Raw genomic sequence first — 26,482 nt, forward strand, 5'->3', positions numbered from 1 at the left:
CTGACCAGCTGAGCTATGGGTCCTGACGCGCCCCCACCCTACCGCCGGTCCGGAGCCGGCCGCTCAGGGCAGGCGCGCGACGGCGTCGCGGTGGTCCTGCGGGGTCCGCGCCCCGCCGGGGGTCGCGGGGGCCACCCGCGCGACCTCGGCGCCGTCGGCGTCGATCAGGACGGACACGCGACGGGGGCGTCCGGTGGCCTCGTCCAGCAGCCCGAGCCGGGCGGCGGCGGCGCCGTGGGGCCAGAAGTCGGAGAGCAGGACGCACGCCTCCGGCAGGCCCGTCCGCTCCGCCACCTCCCGCAGCACGGGGGCGGCGTCGCACGAGATCACCCGCACCCCGACGCCGTCGGCCGCGAGCTCCGTCGCGAGGGGGCCGAGCCACTCCAGCTCCCCCGTGCACACGGGGGTGAAGGCGCCCGGCAGGAAGACGAGCCACGCGCCGCGCTCCACCGGGGCGAGAGGCGGCCAGGGCCAGGGGGTCCCGTGGACGTCCCGCAGCGCGGGGGTCTCAGGCACCGCGCTTCTGCTCGAGGCGGGAGGCCAGCCAGTCCTCCGACCCGCCGGCGCTGGTGGTCACGTGCAGGCCGCCCGTGGAGGCGGCCTCGGCGACGTCCGCCGGATTGACGTAGCCGTCCCGGCCCTTGCGCGGGGTCATGACCCACACCGGGCCGCGGTCGAGGGAGCGCTGGACGTCCACGAGCTGGTCGGTGAGGTCCGTCACGTCGCCGTCGTCGGCCCGCCACCACAGCAGCACGGCGTCCGCCGGCTCCTGGTCCTCCTCGGTGAGCAGCTCCTCGCCGAGCGCGTCCTCCAGGGCGTCGCGGAAGGCGAAGTCGATGTCGTCGTCGTAGCCCCACTCCTGGACCAGGTCGCCGGCCTTCAGGCCGAACGCGTCCAGCAGCTCCGTGTGCGACGAGGTCCTCTCCGACCCTGCCTCCATGTGTGCGCTCCTCCTCGAGTGCGGGGACGGCTGCGGGCCTCCGGGCCCGGCCGTCCGGCGATGTGGTGACACAGCACACCATACGCGGTGCGCCTGGCGACATCGGGGCTCGAGCCCGGGCCTGGACCCGCCCCGCCCCAGTAGGCTGGCGGGCAGACGCGCCCGACGTCGGCCACCCGCCGACGGCGCGGCGGGGCGCCCGGGCGATCGCCGGCCCCCGCAGGACACCGCGGAGCACCCCTCCGCACCGACACCAAGGAGGCACCGTGAGCGCAGCGGAAGAGAGCTCCCAGATCGTCAGCGGTCTGACCAGCCAGCTCCCCGACAAGGACCCGCAGGAGACCGCGGAGTGGATCGAGTCCTTCGACGGGCTCGTGGACGAGCGCGGGACGGAGCGCGCGCAGTACATCATGCGCACGCTGATGCAGCGCGCGGGCGCGCAGTCCGTGGCGCTGCCCCACGTCACCACCACCGACTACGTCAACACGATCCCCGCGGACCAGGAGCCGGAGTACCCGGGCGACGAGGAGCTCGAGCGCCGCTACCGCAACTACCTGCGGTGGAACGCCATGGCGACCGTCCAGCGCGCCCAGCGCGACGGCGTCGGCGTGGGCGGCCACATCTCGTCCTACGCCGGTCAGGCCACCCTGTACGAGGTGGGCATGAACCACTTCTTCCGCGGCCAGGACCACCCGGGCGGCGGAGACCACATCTTCTTCCAGGGCCACTCCTCCCCCGGCAACTACGCCCGCGCCTTCCTCGAGGGGCGCCTCACCGAGGAGGACCTCGACGGCTTCCGCCAGGAGAAGTCGAAGGAGGGCCACGCCCTGTCCTCCTACCCGCACCCGCGGATGATGCCGCACTTCTGGCAGTTCCCCACGGTCTCCATGGGCCTGGGTCCCATGAACGCCATCTTCCAGGCGCAGACCAACCGCTACCTGCAGAACAACGGCATCAAGGACACGTCCGACCAGCACGTGTGGGCCTTCCTCGGCGACGGCGAGATGGACGAGCCCGAGTCGCGCGGCCAGCTGCACATCGCGGCCAACGACAAGCTGGACAACCTGACCTTCGTGATCAACTGCAACCTGCAGCGCCTCGACGGCCCCGTGCGCGGCAACGGCAAGATCGTGCAGGAGCTGGAGTCCTACTTCCGCGGCGCCGGCTGGAACGTCATCAAGGTCCTCTGGGGCCGCGAGTGGGACCCGCTCCTCGAGGCCGACGACGAGGGCGAGCTCGTCCGGATCATGAACGAGACCCTCGACGGCGACTACCAGACCTACAAGGCCGAGTCCGGCGCGTTCGTGCGCGAGCACTTCTTCGGCCGGTCCTCCGTCACCAAGGAGATGGTGGCGGACATGTCCGACGACGAGATCTGGGGCCTCAAGCGCGGCGGCCACGACTACAAGAAGGTCTACGCCGCGTACAAGGCGGCCATGGAGCACAAGGGCCAGCCCACGGTGATCCTGGCGCACACCATCAAGGGCTACGGCCTGGGCAAGTCCTTCGAGGGACGCAACGCCACGCACCAGATGAAGAAGCTCACCGCGGACGACCTCAAGGTGTTCCGCGACCGCCACCGGATCCCGGTGACGGACGAGCAGATCGACAACGACCCGTACGACATCCCGTACTACCACCCGGGCGAGGATGCCCCGGAGATCACGTACATGATGGAGCGCCGCAAGGAGCTCGGCGGGTTCGTGCCGGAGCGGCGGTCGACCCACCACGCCATCCCGCTGCCGCCGGAGTCCGCCTACAAGCAGGCCCGGAAGGGCTCGGGCAAGCAGCAGGCCGCCACCACGATGGCGTTCGTCCGCCTGCTCAAGGACCTCATGCGGGACAAGAACATGGGCTCGCGCTTCGTGCCGATCATCCCGGACGAGGCCCGCACCTTCGGCATGGACTCGTTCTTCCCCACCGCGAAGATCTACAACCCCAAGGGCCAGAACTACCTCTCCGTGGACCGGGAGCTCTTCCTGTCCTACAAGGAGTCCCCGCAGGGCAAGATCTACCACGTGGGCATCAACGAGGACGGCGCCACCGCCGCCTTCAACGCGCTCGGCACCGCGTACTCCACGCACGGCGAGCCGATGATCCCGATCTACATCTTCTACTCGATGTTCGGGTTCCAGCGGACGGCCGACAACATCTGGGCTGGCGCGGACCAGCTGGCGCGCGGCTTCTACATCGGCGCCACCGCCGGCCGCACCACGCTGGCCGGCGAGGGCACGCAGCACATGGACGGCCACTCGCCCGTGCTCGCCTCCACCAACCCGGCGGTCAAGCACTACGACCCCGCGTACTCCTACGAGATCGCGCACATCGTCCGCCAGGGCCTGGAGGACATGTACGGCGACCACGAGGACGGCGACGTCCGCCGCAACGTCATCTACTACCTGACGGTGTACAACGAGCCGATCGTGCACGCGGACGAGCCGGAGGACCTCGACGTCGAGGGTCTGCTCAAGGGCATGTACCGGTTCAAGCAGGGCGAGGGCGACGGCCCGAGGGTCCAGCTCATGGGCTCGGGCGTGGCCCTGCCATGGGCGGTGGACGCCCAGCGCCTGCTGGCCGAGGACTGGGGCGTGTCCGCCGACGTGTGGTCCGTGACCTCCTACAACGAGCTGTACCGCGACGCGGTGGCGGCCGAGAAGGACGCGCTCAAGGACCCGACCGCCGAGCCGCGCGTGCCGTACGTGACGCAGGCGCTGGCCAACGCGGAGGGCCCCGTGGTGGCCACCTCGGACTACACCACCTCGTGGCCGAACCAGATCCGGCCGTTCGTGCCGAACCGGTTCAGCGCCCTGGGCGCCGACGAGTTCGGCTTCGCCGACACCCGCTCGGCCGCGCGGCGCTACTTCCACATCGACACGCACTCGATGGTGGTCCGCGCGCTGCAGCTGCTCGAGCAGGACGGGGAGGTCGAGTCCGGCACCGCGGCGAAGGCGCACGAGAAGTACCGCCTGAACGAGGTCACGGCGGGCAGCACCGGCAACGCCGGCGGCGACGCCTGACACCGCGCCGCCGGGTCTGACCCGCGGCCCACGACGACGGCCGGTCGCCTCCCCTGCGGAGGCGGCCGGCCGTCGTCGTGCACGGGACGGGCAGGGGGTTCGTGGGGATCCGACAACGCGGGCCTAGGATGTGCCCCATGCCCGAGCCCCGCACCGCCGCCCCCCGTCCGGTCAGCCCCGAGGGGCTCGCCCGGCTGCGGGCGCACCTGGGCGCGCTGAACACGGCCATGCTGCAGCGGCTGGACGCCACCCTGCCCTGGTACCGGGAGCTGACCCCGGACGAGCGCAGCGCCCTCGGGATGGTGGCCCAGCGTGCCCTGCAGGGGTTCGTGTCCTGGTTCGAGCGGCCGGCCACGACCACCGTGCACGTCCTGCGCGAGGTGTTCGGGGAGTCCCCCACCGAGCTGACGCGCGCGATCTCCCTCCAGCGGGCACTGCAGCTGATCCGGACCATGGTGGACGTGGTGGAGTCCCGGGTGCCGGAGGTCGTCCAGGAGCGTGACCAGGCCGTGCTGCGCGAGCACATCCTGCACTACTCCCGGGAGATCGCGTTCGCCCTCGCGGACGTCTACGCCCGCGCCGCCGAGCAGCGCGGCGCCATGGACTCCCGCCTGGAGGCCGTCCTCCTGGACGCCGTGCTGCGCGGGCAGGAGCCGGACGAGATCCAGCACCGCGCCACCGCCCTGGGATGGAAGAGCGGATGCGGCGTGGCGGTGATCGCCGGGCTCGCCCCGAGCGGGGCGCAGCCGTCCTTCATCCCCGAGCTGCGACGGGCGGCCGCCTGCCTCGAGTGCGACCTGCTCGTGGGCGTCCAGGCCGAGCGACTGGTGCTGGTGGTGGGCTCCGTGACGGACGGGCCGGCGGTGGCCGAGGCCCTGGTGCCGTGGTTCGCGGACGGACCCGTGATCGTCGGCCCCGTGGTGGAGTCCCTCGTGGAGGCCCACCAGTCCGCGCGGCACGCCCTCGCCGGGCTCTCCGCCGCCCCGGCGCACCCGAGGGCCCCGCGACCCACCTCCAGTGCGGACCTCCTCCCGGAGCGCGCCCTGCTCGGCGACCCCTCCGCCCGGGAGGCCCTCGTGGACGGGATCCACGCGCCCCTCGCCGACGCCGGGCCCGCCCTGCTGGAGACCGTCGACGCCTTCACCGCCGGCGGGCACTCGCTCGAGGGCACCGCCCGGGCGCTGTACATCCACGCGAACACGGTCCGCTACCGGCTGCGGCGCGTCGCCGAGATCACCGGCTGGGACCCGCTGCGGCCCCGCGACGCCTACGTCCTGCAGACGGCCGTGGCGCTGGGACGGCTCTCCCCCGCACGCGGCGGCGGGCCGGCGCACGACTGAGCGCGGCAGACACCTCGCCCCCGCCTTTGTAGGAATCCCACACAATCCCGGCGGGGGAATCGTCGCACTGACCGGGCGGGGGTGGCGTGTCCACCTGCCAGAGTGGGACGCATGCTTGCGATCGTCTGCCCCGGACAGGGCTCCCAGACCCCCGGCTTCCTCGCCCCCTGGCTCGAGCTGGACGGGGTCCGTGACCTCCTCGGCGGGCTCTCGGAGGCCGCCGGCACGGACCTGGTCCGCCACGGCACCGCGTCGGACGAGGAGACCATCAAGGACACGGCGGTCGCGCAGCCGCTGATCGTGGCGGCCGGGCTCGTCTCCGGGTCCGCACTCGCGGTGAGCACGGCCGCCCCCGAGGGCACCGTCCTCGCCGGCCACTCCGTCGGCGAGATCACCGCCGCCGCCCTGGCGGGAGTGCTCTCCCCCGCCCAGGCCCTCGAGCTCGTCCGCGTGCGCGCCGACGGCATGGCGGAGGCCGCGGCCGTCACGCCCTCCGGCATGGCCGCCGTCGTGGGCGGGGACCAGGACGAGGTGCTGGCCGCGATCGAGGGCGCCGGACTGACCCCGGCGAACGTCAACGGCGGCGGCCAGGTGGTGGCCGCCGGCACGCAGAAGCAGCTGGAGGCCCTCGCCGCGCAGCCCCCGGCCCGCGCCCGCGTCATCCCGCTGAAGGTGGCCGGTGCGTTCCACACCTCCCACATGGCGCCCGCGGTCGCCGGCCTGGCCGACCACGTGGCCGGCCTGACCCCGCAGGATCCCCGCACGGTCCTGCTCTCCAACCGGGACGGCGCCGCGGTGGCCGACGGCGCCGACGCCCTCTCCCGCATCGTGGAGCAGGTGACCCGACCGGTCCGATGGGACCTGTGCATGGCGTCCCTCGCCGACCGGGGGACGACGGGGGTCCTCGAGCTGCTGCCCGGCGGTACCCTGACCGGACTCGCCAAGCGCAGCCTGAAGGGCACCCCCACGCTGGCGGTGAAGACCCCCGAGGACCTCGACGCGGCCCGCGCGTTCATCGCCGAGCACACGGCCTGACCCGGTCGACGCCCGCCCCCACGCAGAGATGAGCACCATGACCGTCACCCTGAAGCAGCACCAGCCCCACGCCGGCAGCCGGATCGCCGCCGTGGGCGCGTACCGCCCCGAACGGCTCGTCCCCAACGAGGAGCTCGTGGGCCCGATCGACTCCTCCGACGAGTGGATCCGTCAACGCACCGGGATCGTGACCCGCCAGCGCGCGGGCGAGGGGGACACCGTGGTGTCCATGGCCGTCGCGGCCGGCCGCGAGGCCCTCGAGCGCGCCGGCCTCGACGGGGCGGACCTGGGCGCCGTGGTCGTCTCCACCGTGACCTTCCCGTACGCCACGCCGTCGGCCGCCGCCGCCGTGGCCCACGAGCTGGGTGCCACGCCCGCGCCGGCCTACGACGTCTCCGCCGCGTGCGCCGGCTACTGCTACGGCGTGGCCCAGGCCGACGCCCTGGTGCGTGCCGGCACCGCCCGCCACGTGCTCGTGGTCGGCGTGGAGCGACTGTCCGACTTCGTCGACCCCTCGGACCGCTCCATCTCCTTCCTCCTCGGCGACGGCGCGGGCGCCGTCGTGGTGTCCGCCGCGGACGAGCCCGGCATCTCCCCCTCCGTGTGGGGCTCCGACGGCGAGCGCTGGGAGACCATCTCCATGACCCGCTCGATGCTCGAGCTGCGCGACGAGGTGGAGGGCGCCCGCACCGGCGGCGACGCCTCCGCGATCGTCGGGCACGGGGAGATGCGGTGGCCCACGCTCCGCCAGGACGGGCCCTCCGTCTTCCGCTGGGCCGTGTGGTCCATGGCGAAGGTGGCCCGGGAGGCCCTGGAGACCGCGGGGGTCGCCCCCGAGGACCTGGCGGCCTTCATCCCCCACCAGGCCAACATGCGGATCATCGACGAGTTCGCCAAGCAGCTGAAGCTGCCGGAGACCGTCACCGTGGCGCGGGACATCGCCGATGCCGGCAACACGTCGGCCGCGTCGATCCCGCTGGCCATGCACAGACTGCTGCAGGAGGACCCGTCGCTCTCCGGCGGACTCGCCCTGCAGATCGGCTTCGGCGCCGGGCTGGTCTACGGCGCCCAGGTGGTGCGCCTCCCCTGAGGCCCCGCCGGTCTGATTCACTGACCACGTACACCCGTACACCCTGCAACCCCGAGAGAAGGAGACGCCCCATGGCTTCCAAGGAAGAGATCCTCGCCGGCCTGGCCGAGATCGTGAACGAGGAGACCGGCCTCGAGACCTCCGACGTCCAGCCGGAGAAGTCCTTCACCGACGACCTGGACATCGACTCGATCTCGATGATGACCATCGTCGTCAACGCCGAGGACCGCTTCGGCGTGAAGATCCCGGACGAGGAGGTCAAGAACCTCAAGACCGTCCAGGACGCGGTCGACTTCATCGACCAGGCCCAGGCCTGATCCACCCCGACGGCGCGCCCCGCGTGTCGTCCCCGGCGCCGCGCCGGGGAGCATCGGGCGGCGGGAGAGCCTCCCGCCGCCGCTCCCCGGCCCGCGCTGCCGCCGCCCCGCCAAGGGGCGCGGCCCGACCTCCCGCCGCCTGAACGCGGCGGACGACGACGTCCCGCACCGCCGACGACCGGCGTGCACCCCGAGCCCGGCGGGCAGGCCTGAGCCTCCGCCGCCGACCGCCCGCCCCGGGCCAAGAAGGCAGGATCCATGACCCGCACCGCAGTGATCACCGGACTCGGCGCCACCACCCCCATCGGCGGCGACGTCCCCACGTTCTGGGAGAACGCCCTGAAGGGCGTCTCCGGCGCCGCCACCCTGGAGCACGACTGGGTCGAGCGCCACGAGCTGCCCGTCACCTTCGCCGCCGAGCTGGCGGTGCCCACCTCCGAGGTCCTGACCAAGGTGGAGACCAAGCGGCAGGACCCCGCCACGCAGATGGCCACCGTGGCCGCCCGCGAGGCCTGGAAGGACGCCGGCCTGGACGAGGCCGAGGTCGACGGCGACCGGTTCGCCGTGGCCTTCGGCACCGGCATCGGCGGCGTGTGGACCCTCCTGGACGGCTGGGACACGCTGCGCGAGCGCGGCCCCCGCCGCGTCATGCCGATGACCATCCCGATGCTCATGCCCAACGGCGCCGCCGGGGCCCTCTCCCTCGAGTTCGGCGCCCGCGCCGGCGCCCGGACCGTGGTGTCCGCGTGCGCCTCCGGCACCGAGGCCCTCGAGACGGCGCTGGAGCTCATCCGCTCCGGCCGGGCCGACGTCGTGATGTGCGGCTCCACCGAGGCCGCCGTGCATCCGCTGCCCATGGCCGGCTTCTCCGCGATGCAGGCCCTGTCCAAGCGCAACGACGACCCGCAGGCCGCCTCGCGTCCCTACGACGTGGACCGCGATGGGTTCGTGCTCGGCGAGGGCGCGGGCGTGATGATCGTGGAGTCCGAGGAGCACGCCGCCGCCCGCGGCGCCCGCGTGTACGCCGAGCTGGTGGGCACGGGCGTGACCTCCGACTCGCACCACATCACGGCCCCCGAGCCCGAGGGCCTCGGGGCGACCCGCGCGATGCGCCGCGCCCTCGAGGACGCCGGCCTTCGCCCCGAGGACGTGTCCCACGTGAACGCGCACGCCACCTCCACCCCCAAGGGGGACGCCCCCGAGTACCTGGCGATGCGCGCGGTGTTCGGCGACCACCTCGACGACGTGCAGGTCTCCGCCACCAAGTCCCAGACCGGCCACCTGCTGGGCGCGTCCGGGGCGATCGAGTCGATCCTCGCGGTCCTGGCCGTGCACCACGGCCGCACCCCCGTGACCATCAACCTGGACAACCAGGACCCGGAGATCCCGCTCAACGTGGTCGCCGGGCGGCCCGGCGAGCTGCCCGAGGGCCGCCGCGTGGCGCTGAAGAACTCCTTCGGCTTCGGCGGGCACAACGCCGTGGCGGTGTTCGTGGGCCGCTGAGCCCGGCTGGCCCCGGCTCCGGCCTCAGCCCGTGCGGTGGATCCACCGCACGGGCGCGCCCTCGGCCGCGCGGCGGAACGGCTCGAGCTCCTCGTCCCACGCCTCGCCCAGGGCGAGGGAGAGCTCGTGGATCAGGACGGAGGGGTCGCCGTCGCCGGACTCGTACGCGTACCGGATGCGGTCCTCCGAGACCATGATGTTGCCGGAGACGTCCGTGGTGGCGTGGAAGATGCCCAGGCCGGGCGTGTGCGACCAGCGGGAGCCGTCCGCTCCGGCGGAGGGCTCCTCCGTGATCTCGAAGCGCAGGTGGGGCCAGCCGCGCAGCGACGACGCCAACCGTGCGCCGGTGCCCTGCTCCGCCGTCCAGTGCACCTCGGTGCGGTGCTGGCCCGGCTCGGCGGGCTGGGCGACCCACTGCACGTCCGCCGCGGCGCCCAGGACCGAGCGCAGGGCCCATTCCACGTGCGGGCACAGCGCGGTGGGCGCGGAGAGCACGTGGACCATGCCGCGGGTGGTGACGGTGGGCATCGGGACCTCTCGGAGGCGGACGGCGGCGTCCGGTCGGACGTCCGCGGGACGGTGCCGATGGGCGCGGCCCGCAGTGGGGCCATTGTCCCCCGGGGCCCGGGTCCGGGCAACGCGGACCCGTCCGACACGCCGGGCCGCAGTGGCGCGTGTCGCCCGAGGCCGCGCTCAGGCCCGTGGATGGGCCTGACGGTAGCCCTCGCGGAGCCGGTCGATGGAGACGTGCGTGTACACCTGCGTGGTCCGCAGGGAGGCGTGGCCGAGCATGTCCTGGACGGTGCGCAGGTCGGCGCCGCCGTCGAGCAGGTGGGTGGCGGCCGTGTGCCGCAGGGCGTGGGGGCCGCGCGCGGCGGTGTCGCCGAGGGCCTCGAGGCCGGCGTCGACGACGGCGCGCACCTGCCGCACCCCCATCCGCCCCCCGCGCACGCCGAGGAACAGGGCGGCACCGCTGTCGTCGCCGACGAGGATCGGGCGGGCCACCCGCAGCCACCGCTCCAGGGCGGCGGCGGCCGGGGCGCCGAACGGGACGGTGCGCTGGCGGTCGCCCTTGCCGGTGAGCAGCGCGGTGCGGCGGTCCAGGTCCACGTCATCCACATCCAGGGCGGCGACCTCGGCGACGCGGGCGCCGGTGGCGTACAGCAGCTCGAGGACGGCGACGTCCCGGGCCGCGGCGGCCGCACCGGGGCGGTCCCGTGCGGCGCGGGCGGCGTGGACCCGCTCCTCGGCCCGCGCGATCAGCCGGTCGGCCTGGGCGCGATGCAGCACGTGCGGCAGCCGGGCGTCGGGGGTCGGGGCGCTCAGCCGCAGGGCGGGGTCCGTGGAGCGCAGCCCCTCACGCACGAGCCAGGCCAGGAAGGTCCGGGCCGCCGCCACCCGGCGGGCCAGGGTGGCGCGGGCGAGGCCGTCCTCCCGCATCGCGGCGAGCCAGCGCCGCAGGTCCTCGGTGTCCACCTCGGCGAACGCGTCCGCGGACACGTCCTCCCCGGCCCCGGCGGCGTGGGCGGCCAGGTGGCGCAGGTCCGTGAGGTAGGCCGTGACCGTGCGCGGGCTGCGGCCGAGGCCGTGGCGCAGGTGGTCGGCGAACGCCTCGAGCCAGGCCTCATCCCGGGCGGAGGCCGGGGGCACGGCGCCGCGGCGGCGGGGCGGAGAGGCAGGACTCATCCCTCCACTCTGCCACCGGCCAGGCCCCGTGCGCTCCCGTCAGCCCGCCGTGCGGCGCCACCGGTCGTCCACTCGTTCGGCGAGTCCCCGCCGGGCCAGCCGGGTGAGCACGGCCAGGACGGTGGGCAGGGACAGGCCCGCGCTGACCGTGAGCGCGTCCACGTCCACAGCACGGCGGACGGGCAGGGCCTCGCACACCAGCAGCTCCTCCACGCTCAGGCCGTCGGTGGGGCGCGCCGTCGCCCCGGGCGGAGGCTCGGTCGACGCGGTCGCCGGAGCACCGGCGCCGCCGTCCGAGCGGGTCGGGACACCGTCGGCGCCCCCGGTCCGCGGCAGCAGGTCGAGGGCCTGGGCAGGGTCGGCCACCAGCCGCACGGGAGCCTCCTGGAGGAGCCGGTGGCACCCGGCGGAGGAGGGCGAGGTGATCGGCCCCGGCACCACGCCGACCTCCCGCCCCAGGGCCAGGGCGTGTCCGGCGGTGTTCTGGGCGCCGGAGCGCCACCGGGCCTCGACCACCACGACCGCGCCGGACAGCGCGGCGATCAGGCGGTTGCGGTGCAGGAACCGGTAGCGGGTGGGCGAGGCGCCCGGCGGCATCTCGGACAGCAGCAGCCCCGCCGCCATGACGGCCCGCAGCAGCTCCTCGTGGCCGGCGGGGTAGAACCGGTCCAGACCGCCGGCGAGCACGGCCACGGTGGGGACGGGTCCGGCGGGGACGCCGTCCCCAGGCGGGGGGTGCGGGGCGGCGTCGAGGGCGGCACGGTGGGCGGCGCCGTCGATGCCGTAGGCCCCGCCGGAGACCACGCATGCCCCGGCGCGCACGGCGCGGGAGGCGACGGCGGACGTGACCTGCCGTCCGTAGGCGGTGGCCTCGCGGCTGCCGATCACGGCGAGGGCCCGGGCGGCAGCGGGGACCGTCCCGGCGCCGCGGAACCACAGGCCGAGCGGCGCGGCGGGGCCGAGGTCGTCCAGCGCCGCGGGCCATGCGTCGTCCTCCGGGATGAGCAGCCCGCCACCGAGGCGGTGGAGGGCCACGAGGTCCCGGGCGGGGTCCAGCCGCTCGGCCCGCGGCGCCCACCGCGTCAGGCCCGCACTCCAGCGCCGCCCCAGCGCGGCGCCGGAGCCGGCGTGGTCGGCCAGCAGGTCGCGTTCGGCGGGTTGGAGCCGGTCCCGGCCCGTGAGCAGGGCCAGGGCGCGCTCGGGCCCCAGGGCGGCGACGGTCTGCACGGCCAGCTCGTCCCCGGGCTCCACGAGGCGGGTGAGGGCGGCGCGGGCCAGCCGGGCGCCGTCAGGGCGCGGGTGCGGGGCGGTCATCGGTCCTCCTCGTGGCGGGTGCGCAGCTGCAGGGCCGTCTCCACGTCCTGGTGCGCGGGCCGAGCGGCGCCGCGCAGGTCGGCGAGGGTCCAGGCCAGGCGCAGGACGCGGGCGTGCCCGCGGGCGCTGAGCTCGCCGGCGTCCACGGCGGCGTCGGCCGCCGCCCGGGCGGCGGCGGGGACGGCATGCGGTCCGTGACGCAGCACCGGTGCGGGGACGTGGGCGTTGCGCAGCACCCCCGCCGGGACCAGCCCGGCCGCGGCGGCGGCCCCCCAGCGCTCCTGCTGGCGCTCCACGGCCGCCCGCACGCGGGCGGCGACGGCCGCGGTCGACTCCGCGGCGGGCGCCCCCGTGAGGTGGCGGGCCTCCACCGGCCGCACGGTCACCTGCACGTCCACGCGGTCCAGCAGCGGCCCGGAGAGGCGCTCGGCGTAGCGGCGGCGCTGCAGGGACGTGCAGCGGCAGCGGTGGCCGGTGCCGTCGCCGAGCCCGCAGGGGCACGGATTGGCGGCGAGCACGAGCTGGAACCGGGCGGGATAGGTCACGGCCCCCTGTGCCCGGTGGAGCACCACCTGGCCCGCCTCGAGGGGCTGGCGCAGCGCCTCGAGGGCGCGACGCTCGAACTCGGGGGCCTCGTCCAGGAACAGCACCCCGCCGTGGGCGAGGGACACCGCTCCGGGCCGGGCGAGACCGGAGCCGCCGCCCACGAGCGCGGACATGGAGGCGGAGTGGTGCGGCGCCTCGAACGGGGGCGTGCGGTCCAGCGTGCCGACGCCCGGACGCAGGCGCCGCAGGGAGCGCAGCGCCGCGGTCTCCAGCGCGGTCCGCCGGTCCATGGGCGGCAGGATGCCGGGCAGGCGCTCGGCGAGCATCGTCTTGCCCGCCCCGGGCGGCCCGCTCAGGAGCAGGTGGTGTCCCCCGGCGGCCGCCACCTCGAGGGCGAAGCGGGCCTGGGCCTGCCCGGCCACCTCGGACAGGTCCGGGGCGACGCGGGGCCCGGGCGGCTCCTCCGCGTCCTCGGAGCCGACGCCCGCGCCGAGCACGCGGGCGGCGTCCGGGACGGGCGCGGGCCCGTCCGGGCGCCCGCCGAAGGCCAAGATGACCTCGTGCAGGTGCGCGAAGCCGCGCACCTCGGCGCCCGGGACCAGGCGCGCCTCCTCGACGGCCGCCTCGGCCACCACGACGCGCGGGTGGCCTGCGTCGACTGCGGCCAGCACCATGGCCACGGTCTCGGGGGCGCGGTGCAGGGTCCCGTCCAGGCCGAGCTCGGCGAGGAAGACGGGGCCGTGCACGCCGCGCACCTGGCCCGCGGCCGCGTACGCGGCGAGGACGATCGCCAGGTCGTGGGCGGCACCGCGCTTCTGCACGCCCGCAGGCAGCAGGTTGACGGTCAGGTGGCGCCGCGTCAGGGGCAGGCCCGCGTTGCGGGCGGCCGAGCGGATCCGGTCCCGGCTCTCCTGCAGCGCCTGATCCGGCAGGCCCAGCAGGGTGAACCCGGGCAGGGACTGGGCGATGTCCGCCTCCACGTCCACCACATCCCCGCGCAGCCCGGCCAGCGAGATGGAGCGCGTGCGCCCGATGCCGGTCACGGCCGCACGTCCTGCACGAGGTCGAACCGCACCCCGCCGGTGCGGGGCACCAGCACCGCGACCGCGTCCACGCGCCACGGCTCGCGGTGCGCCGGGCGCTGCGCGGCACGGGCCCGCTCCCCCACCCAGGCGCGGGTGAGCCGGTGCAGGCGCAGCAGCTTGCGCCGGCCGATGGCCTCGAGGGGGTCCCCGTACGCCAGGGAGGAGCGGGTCTTCACCTCGATCCCGACCCACCAGCCGTCCTGCCGGGCCACGAGGTCCAGCTCGCCGCCCTCCCCGCGCCAGTTGCGGTCCACGATCTCGTAGCCGCGGGCGGCCAGCCATCGGGCCGCCGCGTCCTCCCCGTACCGGCCCAGGGCCGTGTGGGCCGTGCTGCCGCGCCGGCCCGTCGTCTCCGTGCGCGCCTCTGTCCTCTGGTCCATGCCGACCACCTCCTGGACCCAGGGTGGAGGTCGGAGCCGGCCCGGCGGGGCACGGCGGGTCGGATGTGGGGGACGGTCCGGGCGGCTGTCCCCTGTGCAGGAGAGGTCCGGGCAGGAGCCGTCCGGGCCGGATCGCGGGGTCAGCCGCCCAGGGCGTCACCCTCGGGGACCTGCAGCTCGTCCCGCGGCAGCTCCTCGATGTTCACGTCCTTGAAGGTGAGCACGCGCACCCGCTTGATGAAGCGCTGGGTGCGGTAGACGTCCCACACCCACGCGTCCTCGAGGGTCAGCTCGAAGAACACCTCGCCGTCGGTCTGATGCGGGGTGAGGGAGACGGCGTTGGCCAGGTAGAAGCGCCGCTCGGTCTCCACCACGTACCGGAACAGGCCGACGACGTCCCGGTACTCCCGGTACAGGAGCAGCTCCGACTCGGCCTCGAAGTCCTCGACGTCGTCCGTGCTCATGCGCTGGCTCTCCTGTCCCGTGGGCGCGGCCCCGGCGCTCGCCGGGGCACCGGACCATCCTGCCCCGCGCACGCCCCGGCGTCGAACGCGCGGGCGCCTGGCTCAGTCGAAGAGCGTGGGCGGCGCGTCCTCTGCCGGGACCGCCTCCGTCGGCGCGGGCAGCCCCAGGTTCCACGAGCGGCGGTGGTGCTCCGTCGCGCCGAGCTCGAGGATCGCCCGCCGGTGGGCCGCGGCCCCGTAGCCCTTGTTGCCGGCCCAGCCGTAGGCCGGGTTCTCGGCGTCGAGGGCGGTCATCGTGTCGTCGCGGCCCACCTTGGCCAGGATGGACGCCGCCGCCACGGTGGCGCACCGGTCCTCGGCCTTGACCATCAGGTGCGGCGCGGGCGGCACAGGCCCGGGGACCAGCCCCGCCACCGCTCCGGAGCGGGCATGCCGGAGCCAGTCGTCGGAACCGTCCAGGATCAGGGCGACGGGCGCCTCGCCCAGCTCTGCGACCAGCGCCGTCCACGCCCGTGCCCCCGCGAGCGCGAGGGCTCCGGTGATCCCGTGGCGGTCCACCTCGTCCGGGCCGGACTCGCCCAGGGCGTGCCCGGCGGCCCACTCGCGGATCTCGGGCACCAGCAGGCGGCGACGCCGGCCGGTGATCGCCTTGGAGTCCCGCACGGCCGGGATCGGCCCCTCGGCGGGCACGCGGGCCGCGCACACCCCCACGACGACGGGCCCCGCCAGCGCCCCGCGGCCCACCTCGTCCATGCCGGCCACGAGGGCGGGCGCGGCGGGCTCCCCCGGGACGCCGAGCACCTCGGCGGCCAGGGCGGCCTCCACGTCCAGCCCGGCGCGCACCGCCGGTCCCCGCGGGCTCACCGGCCCTCCCCCGGATCCTCCGCGAGGTCCGTGCCCTCCGGCGCGGCGTCGTCGAGGCCGCCGATGCGCGCGGGCGGCCACACCACGGCCTCCACCCGGCCCACCACGTCGTCGACCGCCACGAAGCCGCCACCGGGCCCGTCCCGGTGCTGGCGGGAGTCCTGGGAGGCGGCGCGGTGGTCGCCGAGGACGAAGAGCCGGCCCTCGGGCACGGTCACCTCGAACGCCTCCTCGGCGGGCTCGCCGGCCAGGTACGGCTCCGGCAGGGGCCAGCCGTCCACCTGCAGGTGCTCCCAGCCCGGCCGCCAGGCCACGGTGTCCCCGGGCAGCCCGACCACGCGCTTGACGAGGTGGCCGTCCCCGGCGCCCGGGGAGACGAGCTGCAGCGCGGCGTGCAGCGGGTCCGCCTGGAGCGCCTCGGCCCCCGTGAGCCAGGCCTGGGTGTCCTCGAAGACGACGACGTCCCCCCGCTCGAGCGCCAGCGGCCCGGGCGCCCACAGGCCCACCGCCACGCGGTCGCCGGGGAGCAGGGTCGGCTCCATCGAGGCCGAGGGGACGTGGAACATGCGCACGAGGAACACCTGGGCCAGCACCAGCAGGGCCAGGGTGAGGGCCATGGCCAGGGCGGCGACGCGCCCCGGGTGGGGGCCGGCGTCGTGAGGGGGGCGGACGCCCGCCGCGGCGGACGCCGAGGCGGCGGGACCGGCGTGGGACCCGGCCCCGGAGGGCGCGGCGGAGGCGCCCGGATCGGCGGGCTCAGCCATCGGCGCTCTCCAGCGGCCGGCGCGCGCCGAGCGGCCACACCACCTGCTCCGCGGTGCCCGTGACGGACTCCAGCGGGATGAGCCCGCCGCCGGGGGCGCCGAGCAGGTCCCGCGAGTCGCGCGAGGCGCCCCGGTTGTCCCCCAGCACCACCATGCGCCCCTCCGGGACCGCGAACTCCCAGCGCGAGGCGGAGGCCGGCTCGGCGGCGGTCACGGGCCGGCCGAGGTACGGCTCGTCCACCGGGGTGCCGTCCCGCAGCAGGCGCCCGTCCGGGGCGCAGCACGCGAGGGTGTCCCCCGGCAGGGCCAGCACGCGCTTGACGTACACGTCCCCGGTCCCGCCGACGCCCCACCACGCCGCCACGTCCGCCAGGCCGCGCTCGAGCGCGGTGCGGGCGCGGTAGGGGGCGAGGCTGCCGACGCCGTCGAACACCACCACGTCCCCGTGGGCCAGCCCCGCCCCGCCCGCGGCGGCCTCGTCCACGAGGATGCGCTCGCCCGGGCGCAGCGTGGGCTCCATGGAGCCGGAGGGCACCAGCAGGACGGGGCCGGTGAGGGCGCGCAGCACCGCCGCGGCGACGACGGCGCCCGCCAGCGTCAGCAGCAACAGGGGCCACCAGCGGGGTCCGTCCGCGGGACGCACCCCGCGCGCGACGGAGCCCCGTGACCGACGGGGGTCACGGGGCTCCGGGGCGCGCATGGGCGGTCAGCGGTCGGCGCGGGGCCGACCGGCGATCACTTGACGTCGGCGCGCTTCTCGCGGATGCGAGCGGCCTTGCCGTGGCGGTCGCGCATGTAGTACAGCTTCGCGCGGCGGACGTCACCCTTGGTGACGACCTCGATCTTGTCGATCACCGGGGAGTGCACCGGAAAGACGCGCTCCACGCCCACGCCGAAGGACACCTTGCGGACGCGGAAGGTCTCGCGCACGCCGTGGCCCTGACGGCCCATGACGAAGCCCTGGAAGACCTGCACACGGGCGGTCTTGCCCTCGATGATGTTGACGTGCACCTTGACGGTGTCGCCGGGGCCGAAGTCCGGCACGTCGTCGCGCAGGGTGGCCTTGTCGAAGGAATCGAGGATGTGCATGCTCTGATCTCCTGGTGGACGCCACAGGTCATCCACGTGGTCGGCGGGCACGGCGTGCCCCGCCCGTGACGGGCGGAGCGGGACGCCGGGCCCCGAAGCGTGAGCCGGACACGGCCGCGAGCGCGGGGTCCGGTGGTCCGTGCCGTCGACGCGCGCCCCCTGTGGCAGGCCGCGCGTCCGGTGGACACGAGGGTCCATCATGCCACATCCGGCGGGGAGCCGGGGCTCAGGCCCCCTCGGCGCGCCCGGCGTGGGCGGCCCAGAGGTCGGGGCGGCGGGCGCGGGTGCGCTCCTCCTGCTGGGCGCGGCGCCACGCGGCCACGCGGCCGTGGTCGCCGGAGAGCAGCACGGGCGGGACCTCGCGCTCCCGCCACACGGAGGGCTTGGTGTAGACGGGGTACTCGAGCAGGCCGTCCTCGTGGGACTCCTCCACGAGGGAGGCGGGATTGCCCACCACGCCCGGCACGAGGCGCCCGACGGCCTCGATCACGGCCAGCGCCGCCACCTCGCCGCCGTTGAGCACGTAGTCGCCGAGGGAGAAGAGACGGACGTCGTAGAGCTCCTCCGCCCAGCCGAACACGCGCTCGTCGATGCCCTCGTACCTGCCGCACGCGAAGACCACGTGCTCCTCCTGCGCCAGCTCCCGGGCCGTGGCCTGCGTGAACGGCGTGCCGGAGGGGGTGGGGACCATGAGCACGGGCCGGCCGGAGGCGGCGGCGGAGCCGAGCCCGGCGACCTGCTCGAGGGCCAGGGCCCACGGCTCGGGCTTCATGACCATGCCGGCCCCGCCGCCGTAGGGGGTGTCGTCCACCGTGCGGTGCCGGTCCGAGGTGAAGTCCCGCAGGTCGTGCACGTGCACGTCCACGAGGCCCTCGCGCCGGGCGCGCCCCAGCAGGGACACGTCCAGGACGCCCATGTACTCCGGGAAGATCGTGACGACGTCGAAGCGCACCGCTCAGCGCCCCCCGCCCGCGCCCGTGGGGCGCTCGAGCGCCTCCGGGCCGAGGTCCGCGGGGGTCTCCGGACCCTCGGGGGCGCCCGGCTCGTCCGCGGCGAGCTCGAGCAGGCCCGGCGGCGGGGTCAGGACCACGACGCCGGCCTCCTGGTCCACCTCGGGGACGATCTCCTCGACGAACGGCACGAGCGCGTCCCGGTCGGCGCCGTCCAGGCGCACCACGAGCAGGTCCTGCACCGTGCCGGTGGTCAGGCCCGTCACCTCCCCCACGCGGGCCCCGTCCACGTGGACGGCCAGGCCGAGCAGGTCGTCCTCGTACCAGGCGTCGTCGTCGACCGGGGCGGAGGGGGCGGCGAAGAGCTGGGCGCCGCGCAGGGCCTCGGCGGCGTTGCGGTCGGCCACGGACTCGAACGCCACCACGAGCACGGTCTTGTTCCACCGGGACCGGGCCACGATGAGCTCGGCGGGGGCGCCGGCCGGGCCGCCGCGCAGCTCGAGGGACTCCCCCGGCGCGAACCGCGCGTCGGGGTCGTCCGTGAACACCTGGACGGTGACCTCGCCGCGGATGCCGTGGGGCTTGCCGATGCGGGCGACGCGGACCAGGCCCTCGGTCTCGGCGGGCTGGGGTGCGGGGCTCATGGGCTCTCCTGGGGTGGGGGCGGGACGGGAACGGCCCGCCGACCTGTGCGGGCGGCGGGCCGTTCTCGACGGGGTGCGCGGGGGTGGCCGGCGGCTCAGCGGCCGCGGTCGGTCTCCACGACGTCCACGCGGACGGGGTGGCCGGCCAGGCCGTCGAGCACCGTGCGCAGCGCGGTGGCCGTGCGGCCCTGGCGGCCGATCACGCGGCCGAGGTCCTCGGGCGCCACCCGGACCTCCAGCATCTCCCCGCGCCGCTGGGGGCGCGCGTCGACACGGACGGCGTCCGGGGTGTCCACGATGCCGCGGACGAGGTGCTCGAGGGCCTCGGCCAGCATGCTCACTCGGCCTTCTCGGCGTCCTCGGCCGGGGTCTCGGCCTCGGCGGTCTCCTCGGCGGCGGGGGCCTCGGCGGACTCGGCCGGGGCCTCCTCCTTCTTGGGCTCCTCGGGCAGGATGACCGAGCCCTTGTCCGGGGCCACGAAGGCCTCCTTCTCGCCCTTGGTCTTCAGGGTGCCCTCGGCGCCGGCCTCGCCCTTGAACTTCTGCCAGTCGCCGGTGACCTTCAGGAGGGCCGTGACCTGCTCGGTCGGCTGGGCGCCGACGGAGAGCCAGTACTGCGCGCGCTCGGAGTCGATCTCGATGAACGAGGGCTCCTCGGTCGGGTGGTACTTGCCGATCTCCTCGATGGCACGGCCATCGCGGCGGGTGCGCGAGTCCATGACGACGACGCGGTAGTAGGGGGCGCGGATCTTGCCGAAGCGCTTCAGACGGATCTTGACAGCCACGTGTGTGGTTCTCCTTCAGGGGATCAGGGGGTCGGGCGACGGCCACGCGTGGGGGCAGCGGGCCGGCAGTCCGACGAACGGAACGGAGCGCGCGGAGGATAGAGGGTCGTCCGGGCTCACGCTCAGTGCCCGCCCATTCTGCCAGACGGCCCCGCCCGCTCGCACCTCGGCGCGCGGGCGGGGCCGTCCAGGACCGGGAGGGGACGCCCGGAGAGCTCAGCGGTCCTTGAGGTACTTCTCGAAGCCGGCCGGCAGGTCCAGCTGCGAGGGGTCGAAGTCGGACAGGTCCGGCATGCCGCCCGGGCCGAACACGCCGCCGCCCGCGCGGGCCTGACGCTCCTCGAGCGCCTTGCGCTCCGCGGCGGCCTTGGCCGGGTTGCCGGACTTGACCTTCCCCTTCTTCGCGTTCTTGCCCTTGGCCTTGCGCGAGGTGCCACCGTGGCCCATCCCGGGCATGCCCGGCATGCCGCCGCCGGAGGCGAGCTTCTTCATCATCTTCTGGGCCTCGGCGAAGCGCTCGAGCAGCTGGTTGACCTCGGTCACCTGCACGCCCGAGCCGCGGGCGATGCGCGCACGGCGCGAGCCGTTGATGATCTTCGGGGCCACGCGCTCGTGCGGGGTCATCGAGTGGATGATCGCCTCCACGCGACCGATCGAGGACTCGTCGAACTGCTCGAGCTGCTGCCGCATGCCCTGGGCGCCCGGCATCATCATCAGCATCTTCTTCAGCGAGCCCATCTTCTTGAGCTGCTGCATCTGCTGGAGGAAGTCGTCGAGGGTGAAGTCCTCCTGGTCCGCGAACTTCTGGGCCATCTTCTCGGCCTCGGCGCGGTCCCAGCTCTGCTCGGCCTGCTCGATCAGGGACAGGACGTCGCCCATGTCGAGGATGCGCGAGGCCATGCGGTCCGGATGGAAGACCTCGAAGTCCTTCAGGCCCTCGCCCGTGGAGGCGAACATGATCGGCTTGCCGGTGACGTGGCGGACGGACAGCGCGGCGCCGCCGCGGGCGTCGCCGTCGAGCTTGGTCAGGACCACGCCCGTGAACCCCACGCCCTCGTTGAAGGCCTGCGCGGTGGCGACGGCGTCCTGGCCGATCATCGCGTCGATCACGAACAGGACCTCGTCCGGCTGCACCGCGGCGCGGATGTCCGCGGCCTGCTGCATGAGCTCGTGGTCCACGCCGAGGCGGCCGGCGGTGTCGATGATGACGACGTCGTGGTACTTGGTGTTGGCCTCGCGGACGCCCGCCTGGGCCACCTCCACGGGGTCGCCCGTGGCGGCCTCGAACTCGGAGGAGACGCCGGGGTGCGGGGCGAACACCGGCACGCCGGCGCGCTCGCCGCCCACCTGCAGCTGCTTGACCGCGTTGGGGCGCTGGAGGTCGCAGGCCACGAGCAGCGGGGTGTGGCCCTGGGACTTCAGCAGGCGGGCGAGCTTGCCGGCGAGGGTGGTCTTGCCGGCGCCCTGCAGGCCCACCAGCATGATCACGGTGGTGCCGGTCTTGGCGTGCTGGATGCGCCGAGTCTCGCCGCCGAGGATCTGCACGAGCTCCTCGTTGACGATCTTGACGACCTGCTGGCCCGGGTTCAGGGCCTGCGAGACCTCTTCCCCGAGGGCGCGCTCCTTGATCTGGGCGATGAACTGGCGGACCACGGGGACGGCGACGTCCGCATCGAGGAGGGCGCGGCGGATCTCGCGTGCGGTGGCGTCGATGTCCGCCTCGGTGAGCCGTCCCTTGCCCTTGAGGTTGCGGAACGTGGCTGTGAGACGGTCGGACAGGGAGGTGAACACGGCGGGTGGGATCCTTCGCGAAGAGGAGGTCGCTGGGTCGGCGTCACCGCGGCTCGAGGACGCCCCGCAGGGCCGTCCCGCCGACGGCGGCGCCTCCCCAGACTAGCAACCGACCGGCGACCGCTCAGCGGACGGGCCGGGCCTCCCCCCGGTGCCGGTCCGCGTCCTGCGGCTCGTCGCCGTACGCGGTGCCCAGCCCGTAGTCGTACGCGGACTCGGCGTGGAGGGCGCGGTCCACGCCGCGCAGCTCGTCCTCGGCGGAGACGCGCAGCCCCATGGTCGCCCTCAGGGCCAGGGCGACCAGGGCGGTCACGACGCCGGCGAACACCACGGTGAAGACGGTCGCCACGACCTGGGCCAGCAGCAGCCGGGGGCCGCCGCCGTAGAACAGGCCGGCCATGCCCTCCTCGGTCAGGAGCTCGGGACGGCCGAACAGGCCGATCAGCACGGTGCCGACCACGCCGGCCACCAGGTGCACGCCGACGACGTCGAGCGAGTCGTCGAAGCCGAGCTTGAACTTGAGGTTCACGGCGAGGGAGGCGACCACGCCGGCCACGAGGCCGATCAGGACGGCGCCGACCGGGTCCACGAAGGCGCACGCGGGGGTGATGGCCACGAGGCCGGAGATGATCCCGGAGGCGGTGCCGATCGAGGTGGGCCGGCCGTGCCGGACGACCTCCACGAGCATCCAGCTGAGCATGGCGGCCGCCGGCGCGGCCAGGGTGTTCACCCAGATGAGCCCCGCGGTCTCCACGTCCGCGGCGGCGCCGCCGTTGAAGCCGAACCAGCCGAACCACAGCAGGGCGGCGCCGAGCATCACGAAGGGGATGTTGTGCGGACGGTGGCCCGGATCCGTGCCGAAGCCCTCACGCTTGCCCATCATCACGGCCAGCACCAGCGCGGCCACGCCGGCGGCGGTGTGGACCACCAGGCCGCCCGCGAAGTCCACGGCCTCGCCCACCGCGGAGCCGATCGCGCCGTCCGCCGAGAGCAGGCCGCCGCCCCAGACCATGAACGCCATGGGGCAGTACACGAGCGTGGTCCACACGGGCACGAAGACGCACCAGGTGGTGAACTTCGCACGGTCGGCCACGGCCCCGGAGATCAGGGCCACCGAGATGATCGCGAAGGTGGCGCCGAAGCCGATCGCGGCCATGTCCGGCGTCCCCACGGCCTGGAACAGGCCCGGGTCGGACAGCGGGGTGCCCACGACGCCGAGCCAGCCGTCCCCGGCGGTCATGTTGTAGCCCCACAGCACCCACACCACGGCCACCAGGCCCATCGCGGCGAAGGACATCATCATCATGTTCACGGACGCCTTGGCCCGGGTCATGCCGCCGTAGAAGAAGGCCAGGCCGGGGGTCATCAGGAGGACGAGGCCGGCGCAGACCATCGTCCACACCGCCCCGGCGTCCAGGGGAGTCAGCTGCGGGTCCATGGGGTGGTCCTCCACTCGTCGTGACGCCCGCCCGGCATGGGGGCGTCGGTGCCGCCGAGTCTGCCCGGGACGTGTTTCCTGTCACGGTGCCCCGGTGTTTCCGTCGTGTGAACGCGCGTTGCGGTCCTGTCACGCCGCCTCTCCCGACGACGACGGGCCGCCCCCCTCGGCAGGGGGACGGCCCGTCGTCGTGCGGGTGCCGGGGCCCGGACGGGCCCGGCGGGGATCACTCGGCCAGGAGCGCGTCCACGAAGCCCTCGGCGGAGAACGGGGCGAGGTCGTCGGCGCCCTCGCCCAGGCCGATCAGCTTGACCGGCACGCCGAGCTGGCGCTGGATGGCCACCACGATGCCGCCCTTGGCGGTGCCGTCCAGCTTGGTCAGCACGATGCCGGTGACGTCCACGACCTCGGCGAAGACCTTGGCCTGCATCAGGCCGTTCTGGCCGGTGGTGGCGTCCAGGACCAGCAGGACCTCGTCCACGGCGGCCTGCTTCTCGATGACGCGCTTGATCTTGCCCAGCTCGTCCATGAGGTTGGCCTTGTTCTGCAGGCGGCCGGCGGTGTCCACGAGGACCACGTCCGCCTCCTCCTCGATGCCGGTCCTGACGGCCTCGAAGGCCACCGACGCCGGGTCCGCGCCCTCCGTCTCGGAGCGGACGGTGACCACGCCCACGCGGGCGCCCCACGTGGCCAGCTGCTCGGCGGCGGCGGCGCGGAAGGTGTCCGCGGCGCCGAGGACGACCTCGCGGTCCTCGGCCACGAGCACGCGGGCGAGCTTGCCCACGGTGGTGGTCTTGCCCACGCCGTTGACGCCCACCACGAGGGTGACGGCCGGCTTGCCGTCCTTGCGGGTGGCGGCCAGGCGGCGGTCCATGGACGGGTCGACCATGGCGAGCAGCTCTTCGCGCAGCAGGGCGCGCAGGGCGTCGGGGTCGCGCGTGCCGTCCACGGTGACGCGGGCCTTGAGGCGGTCCACGAGCTCCATGGTGGGCTCGGTGCCGAGGTCCGCCATGAGGAGGTTCTCCTCGATCTCGTCCCAGACGTCGTCGTCGATCCGGTCACGGGAGAGCAGGGCCAGCAGGCCCTGGCCGAAGACGTTGTTGGACTTCAGCAGGCGGGCGCGCAGACGCTGCAGGCGCGTGCCGGCAGCCTCCGGGCGGTCCAGCTGCGGGGCGGTCTCCACGACCTCCGCCGCCGGGGCCTCCTCCTCGACCGCGGGGGCCTCGGCGGCGTGGCGGGGCGCGGGGCGGGACGAGGGGGCGTCGGCGGAGGCCGGGTCGGCCACGAGGCCGCCCGGGGTCGGCGCCGGGTCGTCGTCGTCGCGCAGCTCGGTGTAGGTGCCCTTCGGCGGGGCGACGGGGCGGTCGAGCAGACCGACCAGCACGGCGCCGAGCAGCAGGGCCAGGACCAGGGAGATGATGAGCACGATTTCCACGTGCCCAGTCTCCCACAGGCCCCCTGTCCAGGGCCCGGGGCCCCGCCCCGGCCCTCCCCCGACGGCCGGGCGGCTCAGTCCAGGCGGGAGGGGTCGCCCTCCGCGGGCACCAGCACCCGCGCCACGCCCTCGGCGCCGCGCACCGTCAGCACGGTGGAGCCGTCCGCGCGGCGCTCGGCGTCCACGCCCGCCTCGTCCTGCGCGCCCGAGGGCACCAGCACCGAGACGACGCCGGCCGTCGCACCCTCGCTGCGGAACGCCACCTGGGTCGCGTCCTCCCGCTCATGGGAGTCGGGGTAGTGGTGGCCGCGGTGCAGGTGGCCGCCCTCCCGCGGGTCGAGCTCGCCGCGGTGCAGGGCCACGCCGTCCTCCCCCACGGAGGCGCCGTCGAGCCGGACCTGGACGAGGGTGGTGGCCTCCCCCGCCGCCGCGTCCACGCCGCGGACCGTGTCCGGCGCCGTGCGCTCGGCGGCGTAGGAGGGCGGCAGCGTCCACAGGCTCTCCACCACATGCTCGGCCCCCCGCACCGGCTCGCCCTCGATCCGGGTGCGGTCCACCACGACGGCGGCGTCCGGGCCGGTGAGGACCAGGACGGAGCGGCTGCGCTCGCCGCCGGCCGCCAGCGGCTGGGTCATGGCCACGAGGTCGGCGCGGGCGTCCGGGGACTCCTCGAGCCGGGACAGCACGGCGGGGCCCTCGCCGGGGAACTCCTCCAGGGTGGGGATGTGGATCACGTTGTGCGCCGTGGGCCCGTCCGCCCACCCCCGCCAGGAGTCCTTCACGGAGCCGGGGTGGCCGCCGTCGACCACCACCTGGCGCCCGCGCGCCGTGTACAAGAGCTGCATCAGGTCCCCGCGGTGGGCCTTGACCTCCGTGCCCGTGCCCCCGCGCAGCATCCACGACGCCTCGTCCGCGAAGCCGCCCTCCGGGTCGCCCCAGGAGGAGCGGCCGAAGACCGGGCCGGCCTGGAACGCGCGGATCCGCTCGGCCGGAGCGGTGCCCTCCGCACCGTCCGAGGCCGCGTAGCGCAGCTCGGCGCCGTCCTCCGCCCGCGTGGTCACCGGGTAGACGGAGCTGTCCCCGTACTGCCAGAAGTGGCCCGTGGAGTCGACCATGTGCGGCAGGACCTGCGCCATCCGCTCCACCCGCTCGGCGAACACGTCCGACTCCTCGCCGCACGTGCGCGCGAGCGTGTCGATGTCGCGGAACAGGTCGTGGTTGAACCGCGCGTAGTGCGGGGCGGCCTCGCTGCTCATCCCCTCCTCGTCCACCTGGTACGGGATGTCCTCCTCCGCGCGGGCCATGGCGTGCCGGCGCCACTCGGGGCGGTCGAGCACGCAGCCCGCCCCGAGCAGCGCCCGGTTCTCCATGGACCCGTGGTTGTGCCGCGCGGAGTACCGCGCCATGTTCTGCTCCGCATGGCGGACGATCAGCCGGTCGAGCCATGCGGCCGACGCCGGCGGCTCGCCCCCGGCGCGCAGCGCGGTGACCTCGCGCAGGCACAGCAGCACGTTGAGCCGGTGCGTGTTGGCTTCCAAGTCGTCATGGTCGTCGGCCCAGCCCTCGGCGTGGTCCCGGTCCCAGTCCCGCACGATCCGCTCCGCGACGGCGTACGCGGCGTCGTCGCCCTCCCGGGCCGCCTCGATGCTGGGGCCGATCCAGCGCAGGGACGCGAGCCACAGCCGCCACGCCTCGTCCTCGTAGGGGTCGAGGGTCCAGTCCACGTCCCCGTCGGCGTCGGCCACCTGGACGGCGTCGAAGACGTGCCAGACGAACTGCCCCCGCGCGTTGGTCTCCACCGTGTTGTCCCGGGTGAGCTTGCCGTAGCCCGTGCAGGGGTAGAGGGCGTGGCCGGCGGGCAGCGCCGTCGGCAACGCCGACGCGGCCGAGGACGGCGCCCCGGCGGAGGCGGACGGCGCCGGCTCGGACGCGGACGACGACGCGGCGGCCAGGCCGTCGGAGCCGGAGGTCCCCGGCGCGGGGGCCGGCCCGGCGACGCCGCAGCC

At 75.1% G+C, this 26,482-nt stretch carries 26 protein-coding genes; 6 read left to right on the forward strand and 20 right to left on the reverse strand.

Annotated features, from left to right (window positions below; all coding sequences use genetic code 11):
* Positions 1-63: 63 nt before the first annotated feature.
* Both Q4D18_RS05715 and Q4D18_RS05720 read right to left on the reverse strand, forming a co-directional pair.
* Entirely contained in the window at positions 64-516 is a 453-nt protein-coding gene (locus tag Q4D18_RS05715; RefSeq protein WP_303126485.1) for a redoxin domain-containing protein, read from the reverse strand.
* A complete protein-coding gene (locus Q4D18_RS05720) occupies positions 509-940 on the reverse strand; it encodes a DUF3052 domain-containing protein (RefSeq protein WP_303126487.1) in 432 nt (143 codons plus the stop codon). Before Q4D18_RS05720 ends, Q4D18_RS05715 begins: the two co-directional genes overlap by 8 nt.
* Positions 941-1,206: 266 nt before the next feature.
* Here Q4D18_RS05720 and aceE point away from each other — a divergent pair, with 266 nt between their 5' ends.
* From aceE to fabF, 6 genes are all read left to right on the forward strand, one after another.
* Positions 1,207-3,957: a pyruvate dehydrogenase (acetyl-transferring), homodimeric type gene (gene aceE / locus Q4D18_RS05725; protein ID WP_303126488.1), complete on the forward strand. Its 2,751-nt coding sequence runs from the start codon at positions 1,207-1,209 to the stop codon at positions 3,955-3,957.
* A 137-nt stretch (positions 3,958-4,094) separates the two neighbouring features.
* A complete protein-coding gene (locus Q4D18_RS05730) occupies positions 4,095-5,297 on the forward strand; it encodes a CdaR family transcriptional regulator (protein ID WP_303126489.1) in 1,203 nt (400 codons plus the stop codon).
* 111 nt (positions 5,298-5,408) lie between these two features.
* The gene (locus Q4D18_RS05735) at positions 5,409-6,332 is read left to right on the forward strand and encodes an ACP S-malonyltransferase (protein WP_303126491.1); all 924 of its coding nucleotides are present in this window, start codon (positions 5,409-5,411) and stop codon (positions 6,330-6,332) included.
* A gap of 37 nt (positions 6,333-6,369) precedes the next feature.
* Positions 6,370-7,422 carry a beta-ketoacyl-ACP synthase III gene (locus Q4D18_RS05740; RefSeq protein WP_303126492.1) on the forward strand — a complete coding sequence of 351 codons (1,053 nt, stop codon included), beginning with the start codon at positions 6,370-6,372 and terminating at the stop codon, positions 7,420-7,422.
* Positions 7,423-7,493: 71 nt separating this feature from the next.
* On the forward strand, positions 7,494-7,739 hold the full coding sequence (locus tag Q4D18_RS05745; protein WP_135028028.1) for an acyl carrier protein: 246 nt from the start codon (positions 7,494-7,496) through the stop codon (positions 7,737-7,739).
* 258 nt (positions 7,740-7,997) lie between these two features.
* A complete protein-coding gene (gene fabF / locus Q4D18_RS05750) occupies positions 7,998-9,242 on the forward strand; it encodes a beta-ketoacyl-ACP synthase II (protein WP_303126494.1) in 1,245 nt (414 codons plus the stop codon).
* Between the two features lie 24 nt (positions 9,243-9,266).
* Here the strand turns inward: fabF and Q4D18_RS05755 are convergent, their stop codons facing one another.
* The 18 genes from Q4D18_RS05755 to Q4D18_RS05840 all read right to left on the reverse strand — a co-directional run.
* On the reverse strand, positions 9,267-9,770 hold the full coding sequence (locus tag Q4D18_RS05755; protein WP_303126495.1) for a DUF3145 domain-containing protein: 504 nt from the start codon (positions 9,768-9,770) through the stop codon (positions 9,267-9,269).
* A gap of 165 nt (positions 9,771-9,935) precedes the next feature.
* On the reverse strand, positions 9,936-10,928 hold the full coding sequence (locus Q4D18_RS05760) for a tyrosine-type recombinase/integrase (protein WP_303126496.1): 993 nt from the start codon (positions 10,926-10,928) through the stop codon (positions 9,936-9,938).
* A 39-nt stretch (positions 10,929-10,967) separates the two neighbouring features.
* The gene (locus Q4D18_RS05765) at positions 10,968-12,242 is read right to left on the reverse strand and encodes a DNA-processing protein DprA (RefSeq protein WP_303126497.1); all 1,275 of its coding nucleotides are present in this window, start codon (positions 12,240-12,242) and stop codon (positions 10,968-10,970) included.
* Positions 12,239-13,831, reverse strand: a complete 1,593-nt coding sequence (locus tag Q4D18_RS05770) for a YifB family Mg chelatase-like AAA ATPase (RefSeq protein WP_303126499.1) — start codon at positions 13,829-13,831, stop codon at positions 12,239-12,241. The genes Q4D18_RS05765 and Q4D18_RS05770 overlap by 4 nt, the downstream gene beginning before the upstream one ends.
* Positions 13,828-14,253, reverse strand: a complete 426-nt coding sequence (locus Q4D18_RS05775; protein WP_303126501.1) for a YraN family protein — start codon at positions 14,251-14,253, stop codon at positions 13,828-13,830. The genes Q4D18_RS05770 and Q4D18_RS05775 overlap by 4 nt, the downstream gene beginning before the upstream one ends.
* A gap of 140 nt (positions 14,254-14,393) precedes the next feature.
* Positions 14,394-14,717, reverse strand: coding sequence for a DUF2469 domain-containing protein (locus Q4D18_RS05780; RefSeq protein ID WP_303126502.1), 324 nt, complete (start codon positions 14,715-14,717; stop codon positions 14,394-14,396).
* Between the two features lie 102 nt (positions 14,718-14,819).
* Positions 14,820-15,581 carry a ribonuclease HII gene (locus tag Q4D18_RS05785; protein WP_303126504.1) on the reverse strand — a complete coding sequence of 254 codons (762 nt, stop codon included), beginning with the start codon at positions 15,579-15,581 and terminating at the stop codon, positions 14,820-14,822.
* On the reverse strand, positions 15,578-16,345 hold the full coding sequence (gene lepB / locus Q4D18_RS05790; RefSeq protein ID WP_303126505.1) for a signal peptidase I: 768 nt from the start codon (positions 16,343-16,345) through the stop codon (positions 15,578-15,580). The genes Q4D18_RS05785 and lepB (Q4D18_RS05790) overlap by 4 nt, the downstream gene beginning before the upstream one ends.
* Positions 16,338-16,952 (reverse strand): signal peptidase I, encoded by a 615-nt coding sequence (gene lepB / locus Q4D18_RS05795; protein ID WP_303126507.1) that lies wholly within the window; start codon positions 16,950-16,952, stop codon positions 16,338-16,340. Before lepB (Q4D18_RS05795) ends, lepB (Q4D18_RS05790) begins: the two co-directional genes overlap by 8 nt.
* 128 nt (positions 16,953-17,080) lie before the next feature.
* Complete coding sequence (gene rplS / locus Q4D18_RS05800; protein ID WP_303126508.1) at positions 17,081-17,434, reverse strand: 50S ribosomal protein L19; 354 nt, start codon at positions 17,432-17,434, stop codon at positions 17,081-17,083.
* A gap of 226 nt (positions 17,435-17,660) precedes the next feature.
* Complete coding sequence (gene trmD / locus Q4D18_RS05805) at positions 17,661-18,386, reverse strand: tRNA (guanosine(37)-N1)-methyltransferase TrmD (protein WP_303126510.1); 726 nt, start codon at positions 18,384-18,386, stop codon at positions 17,661-17,663.
* A 3-nt stretch (positions 18,387-18,389) separates the two neighbouring features.
* Positions 18,390-19,028, reverse strand: coding sequence for a ribosome maturation factor RimM (rimM, locus tag Q4D18_RS05810; protein WP_303126511.1), 639 nt, complete (start codon positions 19,026-19,028; stop codon positions 18,390-18,392).
* A 95-nt stretch (positions 19,029-19,123) separates the two neighbouring features.
* Complete coding sequence (locus Q4D18_RS05815) at positions 19,124-19,363, reverse strand: RNA-binding protein (RefSeq protein WP_303126522.1); 240 nt, start codon at positions 19,361-19,363, stop codon at positions 19,124-19,126.
* Between the two features lie 2 nt (positions 19,364-19,365).
* The gene (gene rpsP, locus Q4D18_RS05820) at positions 19,366-19,812 is read right to left on the reverse strand and encodes a 30S ribosomal protein S16 (RefSeq protein ID WP_303126513.1); all 447 of its coding nucleotides are present in this window, start codon (positions 19,810-19,812) and stop codon (positions 19,366-19,368) included.
* Positions 19,813-20,028: 216 nt separating this feature from the next.
* Positions 20,029-21,603, reverse strand: coding sequence for a signal recognition particle protein (gene ffh / locus Q4D18_RS05825; protein ID WP_303126514.1), 1,575 nt, complete (start codon positions 21,601-21,603; stop codon positions 20,029-20,031).
* Between the two features lie 124 nt (positions 21,604-21,727).
* Entirely contained in the window at positions 21,728-23,041 is a 1,314-nt protein-coding gene (locus Q4D18_RS05830) for an ammonium transporter (RefSeq protein WP_303126516.1), read from the reverse strand.
* 226 nt (positions 23,042-23,267) lie between these two features.
* Positions 23,268-24,476 (reverse strand): signal recognition particle-docking protein FtsY, encoded by a 1,209-nt coding sequence (gene ftsY / locus Q4D18_RS05835; RefSeq protein WP_303126518.1) that lies wholly within the window; start codon positions 24,474-24,476, stop codon positions 23,268-23,270.
* Positions 24,477-24,550: 74 nt separating this feature from the next.
* Positions 24,551-26,482, reverse strand: a 1,932-nt coding sequence (locus Q4D18_RS05840; RefSeq protein ID WP_303126520.1) for a heparinase II/III family protein, incomplete at its 5' end; no start/stop codon positions are given.

Source organism: Micrococcus sp. (genome assembly GCF_030523875.1).
In the GTDB taxonomy this organism is placed as follows: domain Bacteria; phylum Actinomycetota; class Actinomycetes; order Actinomycetales; family Micrococcaceae; genus Micrococcus.

Excerpts from the sequence above, each read along its gene's own strand:
- Q4D18_RS05720 (WP_303126487.1), bottom strand. The coding sequence starts at position 940 with ATGGAGGCAGGGTCGGAGAGGACCTCGTCGCACACGGAGCTGCTGGAC.
- Q4D18_RS05730 (WP_303126489.1), top strand. The coding sequence starts at position 4,095 with ATGCCCGAGCCCCGCACCGCCGCCCCCCGTCCGGTCAGCCCCGAGGGG.
- Q4D18_RS05735 (WP_303126491.1), top strand. The coding sequence starts at position 5,409 with ATGCTTGCGATCGTCTGCCCCGGACAGGGCTCCCAGACCCCCGGCTTC.
- Q4D18_RS05740 (WP_303126492.1), top strand. The coding sequence starts at position 6,370 with ATGACCGTCACCCTGAAGCAGCACCAGCCCCACGCCGGCAGCCGGATC.
- Q4D18_RS05745 (WP_135028028.1), top strand. The coding sequence starts at position 7,494 with ATGGCTTCCAAGGAAGAGATCCTCGCCGGCCTGGCCGAGATCGTGAAC.
- fabF (WP_303126494.1), top strand. The coding sequence starts at position 7,998 with ATGACCCGCACCGCAGTGATCACCGGACTCGGCGCCACCACCCCCATC.
- Q4D18_RS05755 (WP_303126495.1), bottom strand. The coding sequence starts at position 9,770 with ATGCCCACCGTCACCACCCGCGGCATGGTCCACGTGCTCTCCGCGCCC.
- Q4D18_RS05760 (WP_303126496.1), bottom strand. The coding sequence starts at position 10,928 with ATGAGTCCTGCCTCTCCGCCCCGCCGCCGCGGCGCCGTGCCCCCGGCC.
- Q4D18_RS05765 (WP_303126497.1), bottom strand. The coding sequence starts at position 12,242 with ATGACCGCCCCGCACCCGCGCCCTGACGGCGCCCGGCTGGCCCGCGCC.
- Q4D18_RS05775 (WP_303126501.1), bottom strand. The coding sequence starts at position 14,253 with ATGGACCAGAGGACAGAGGCGCGCACGGAGACGACGGGCCGGCGCGGC.
- Q4D18_RS05780 (WP_303126502.1), bottom strand. The coding sequence starts at position 14,717 with ATGAGCACGGACGACGTCGAGGACTTCGAGGCCGAGTCGGAGCTGCTC.
- lepB (WP_303126505.1), bottom strand. The coding sequence starts at position 16,345 with ATGGCTGAGCCCGCCGATCCGGGCGCCTCCGCCGCGCCCTCCGGGGCC.
- rplS (WP_303126508.1), bottom strand. The coding sequence starts at position 17,434 with ATGCACATCCTCGATTCCTTCGACAAGGCCACCCTGCGCGACGACGTG.
- rimM (WP_303126511.1), bottom strand. The coding sequence starts at position 19,028 with ATGAGCCCCGCACCCCAGCCCGCCGAGACCGAGGGCCTGGTCCGCGTC.
- Q4D18_RS05815 (WP_303126522.1), bottom strand. The coding sequence starts at position 19,363 with ATGCTGGCCGAGGCCCTCGAGCACCTCGTCCGCGGCATCGTGGACACC.
- Q4D18_RS05830 (WP_303126516.1), bottom strand. The coding sequence starts at position 23,041 with ATGGACCCGCAGCTGACTCCCCTGGACGCCGGGGCGGTGTGGACGATG.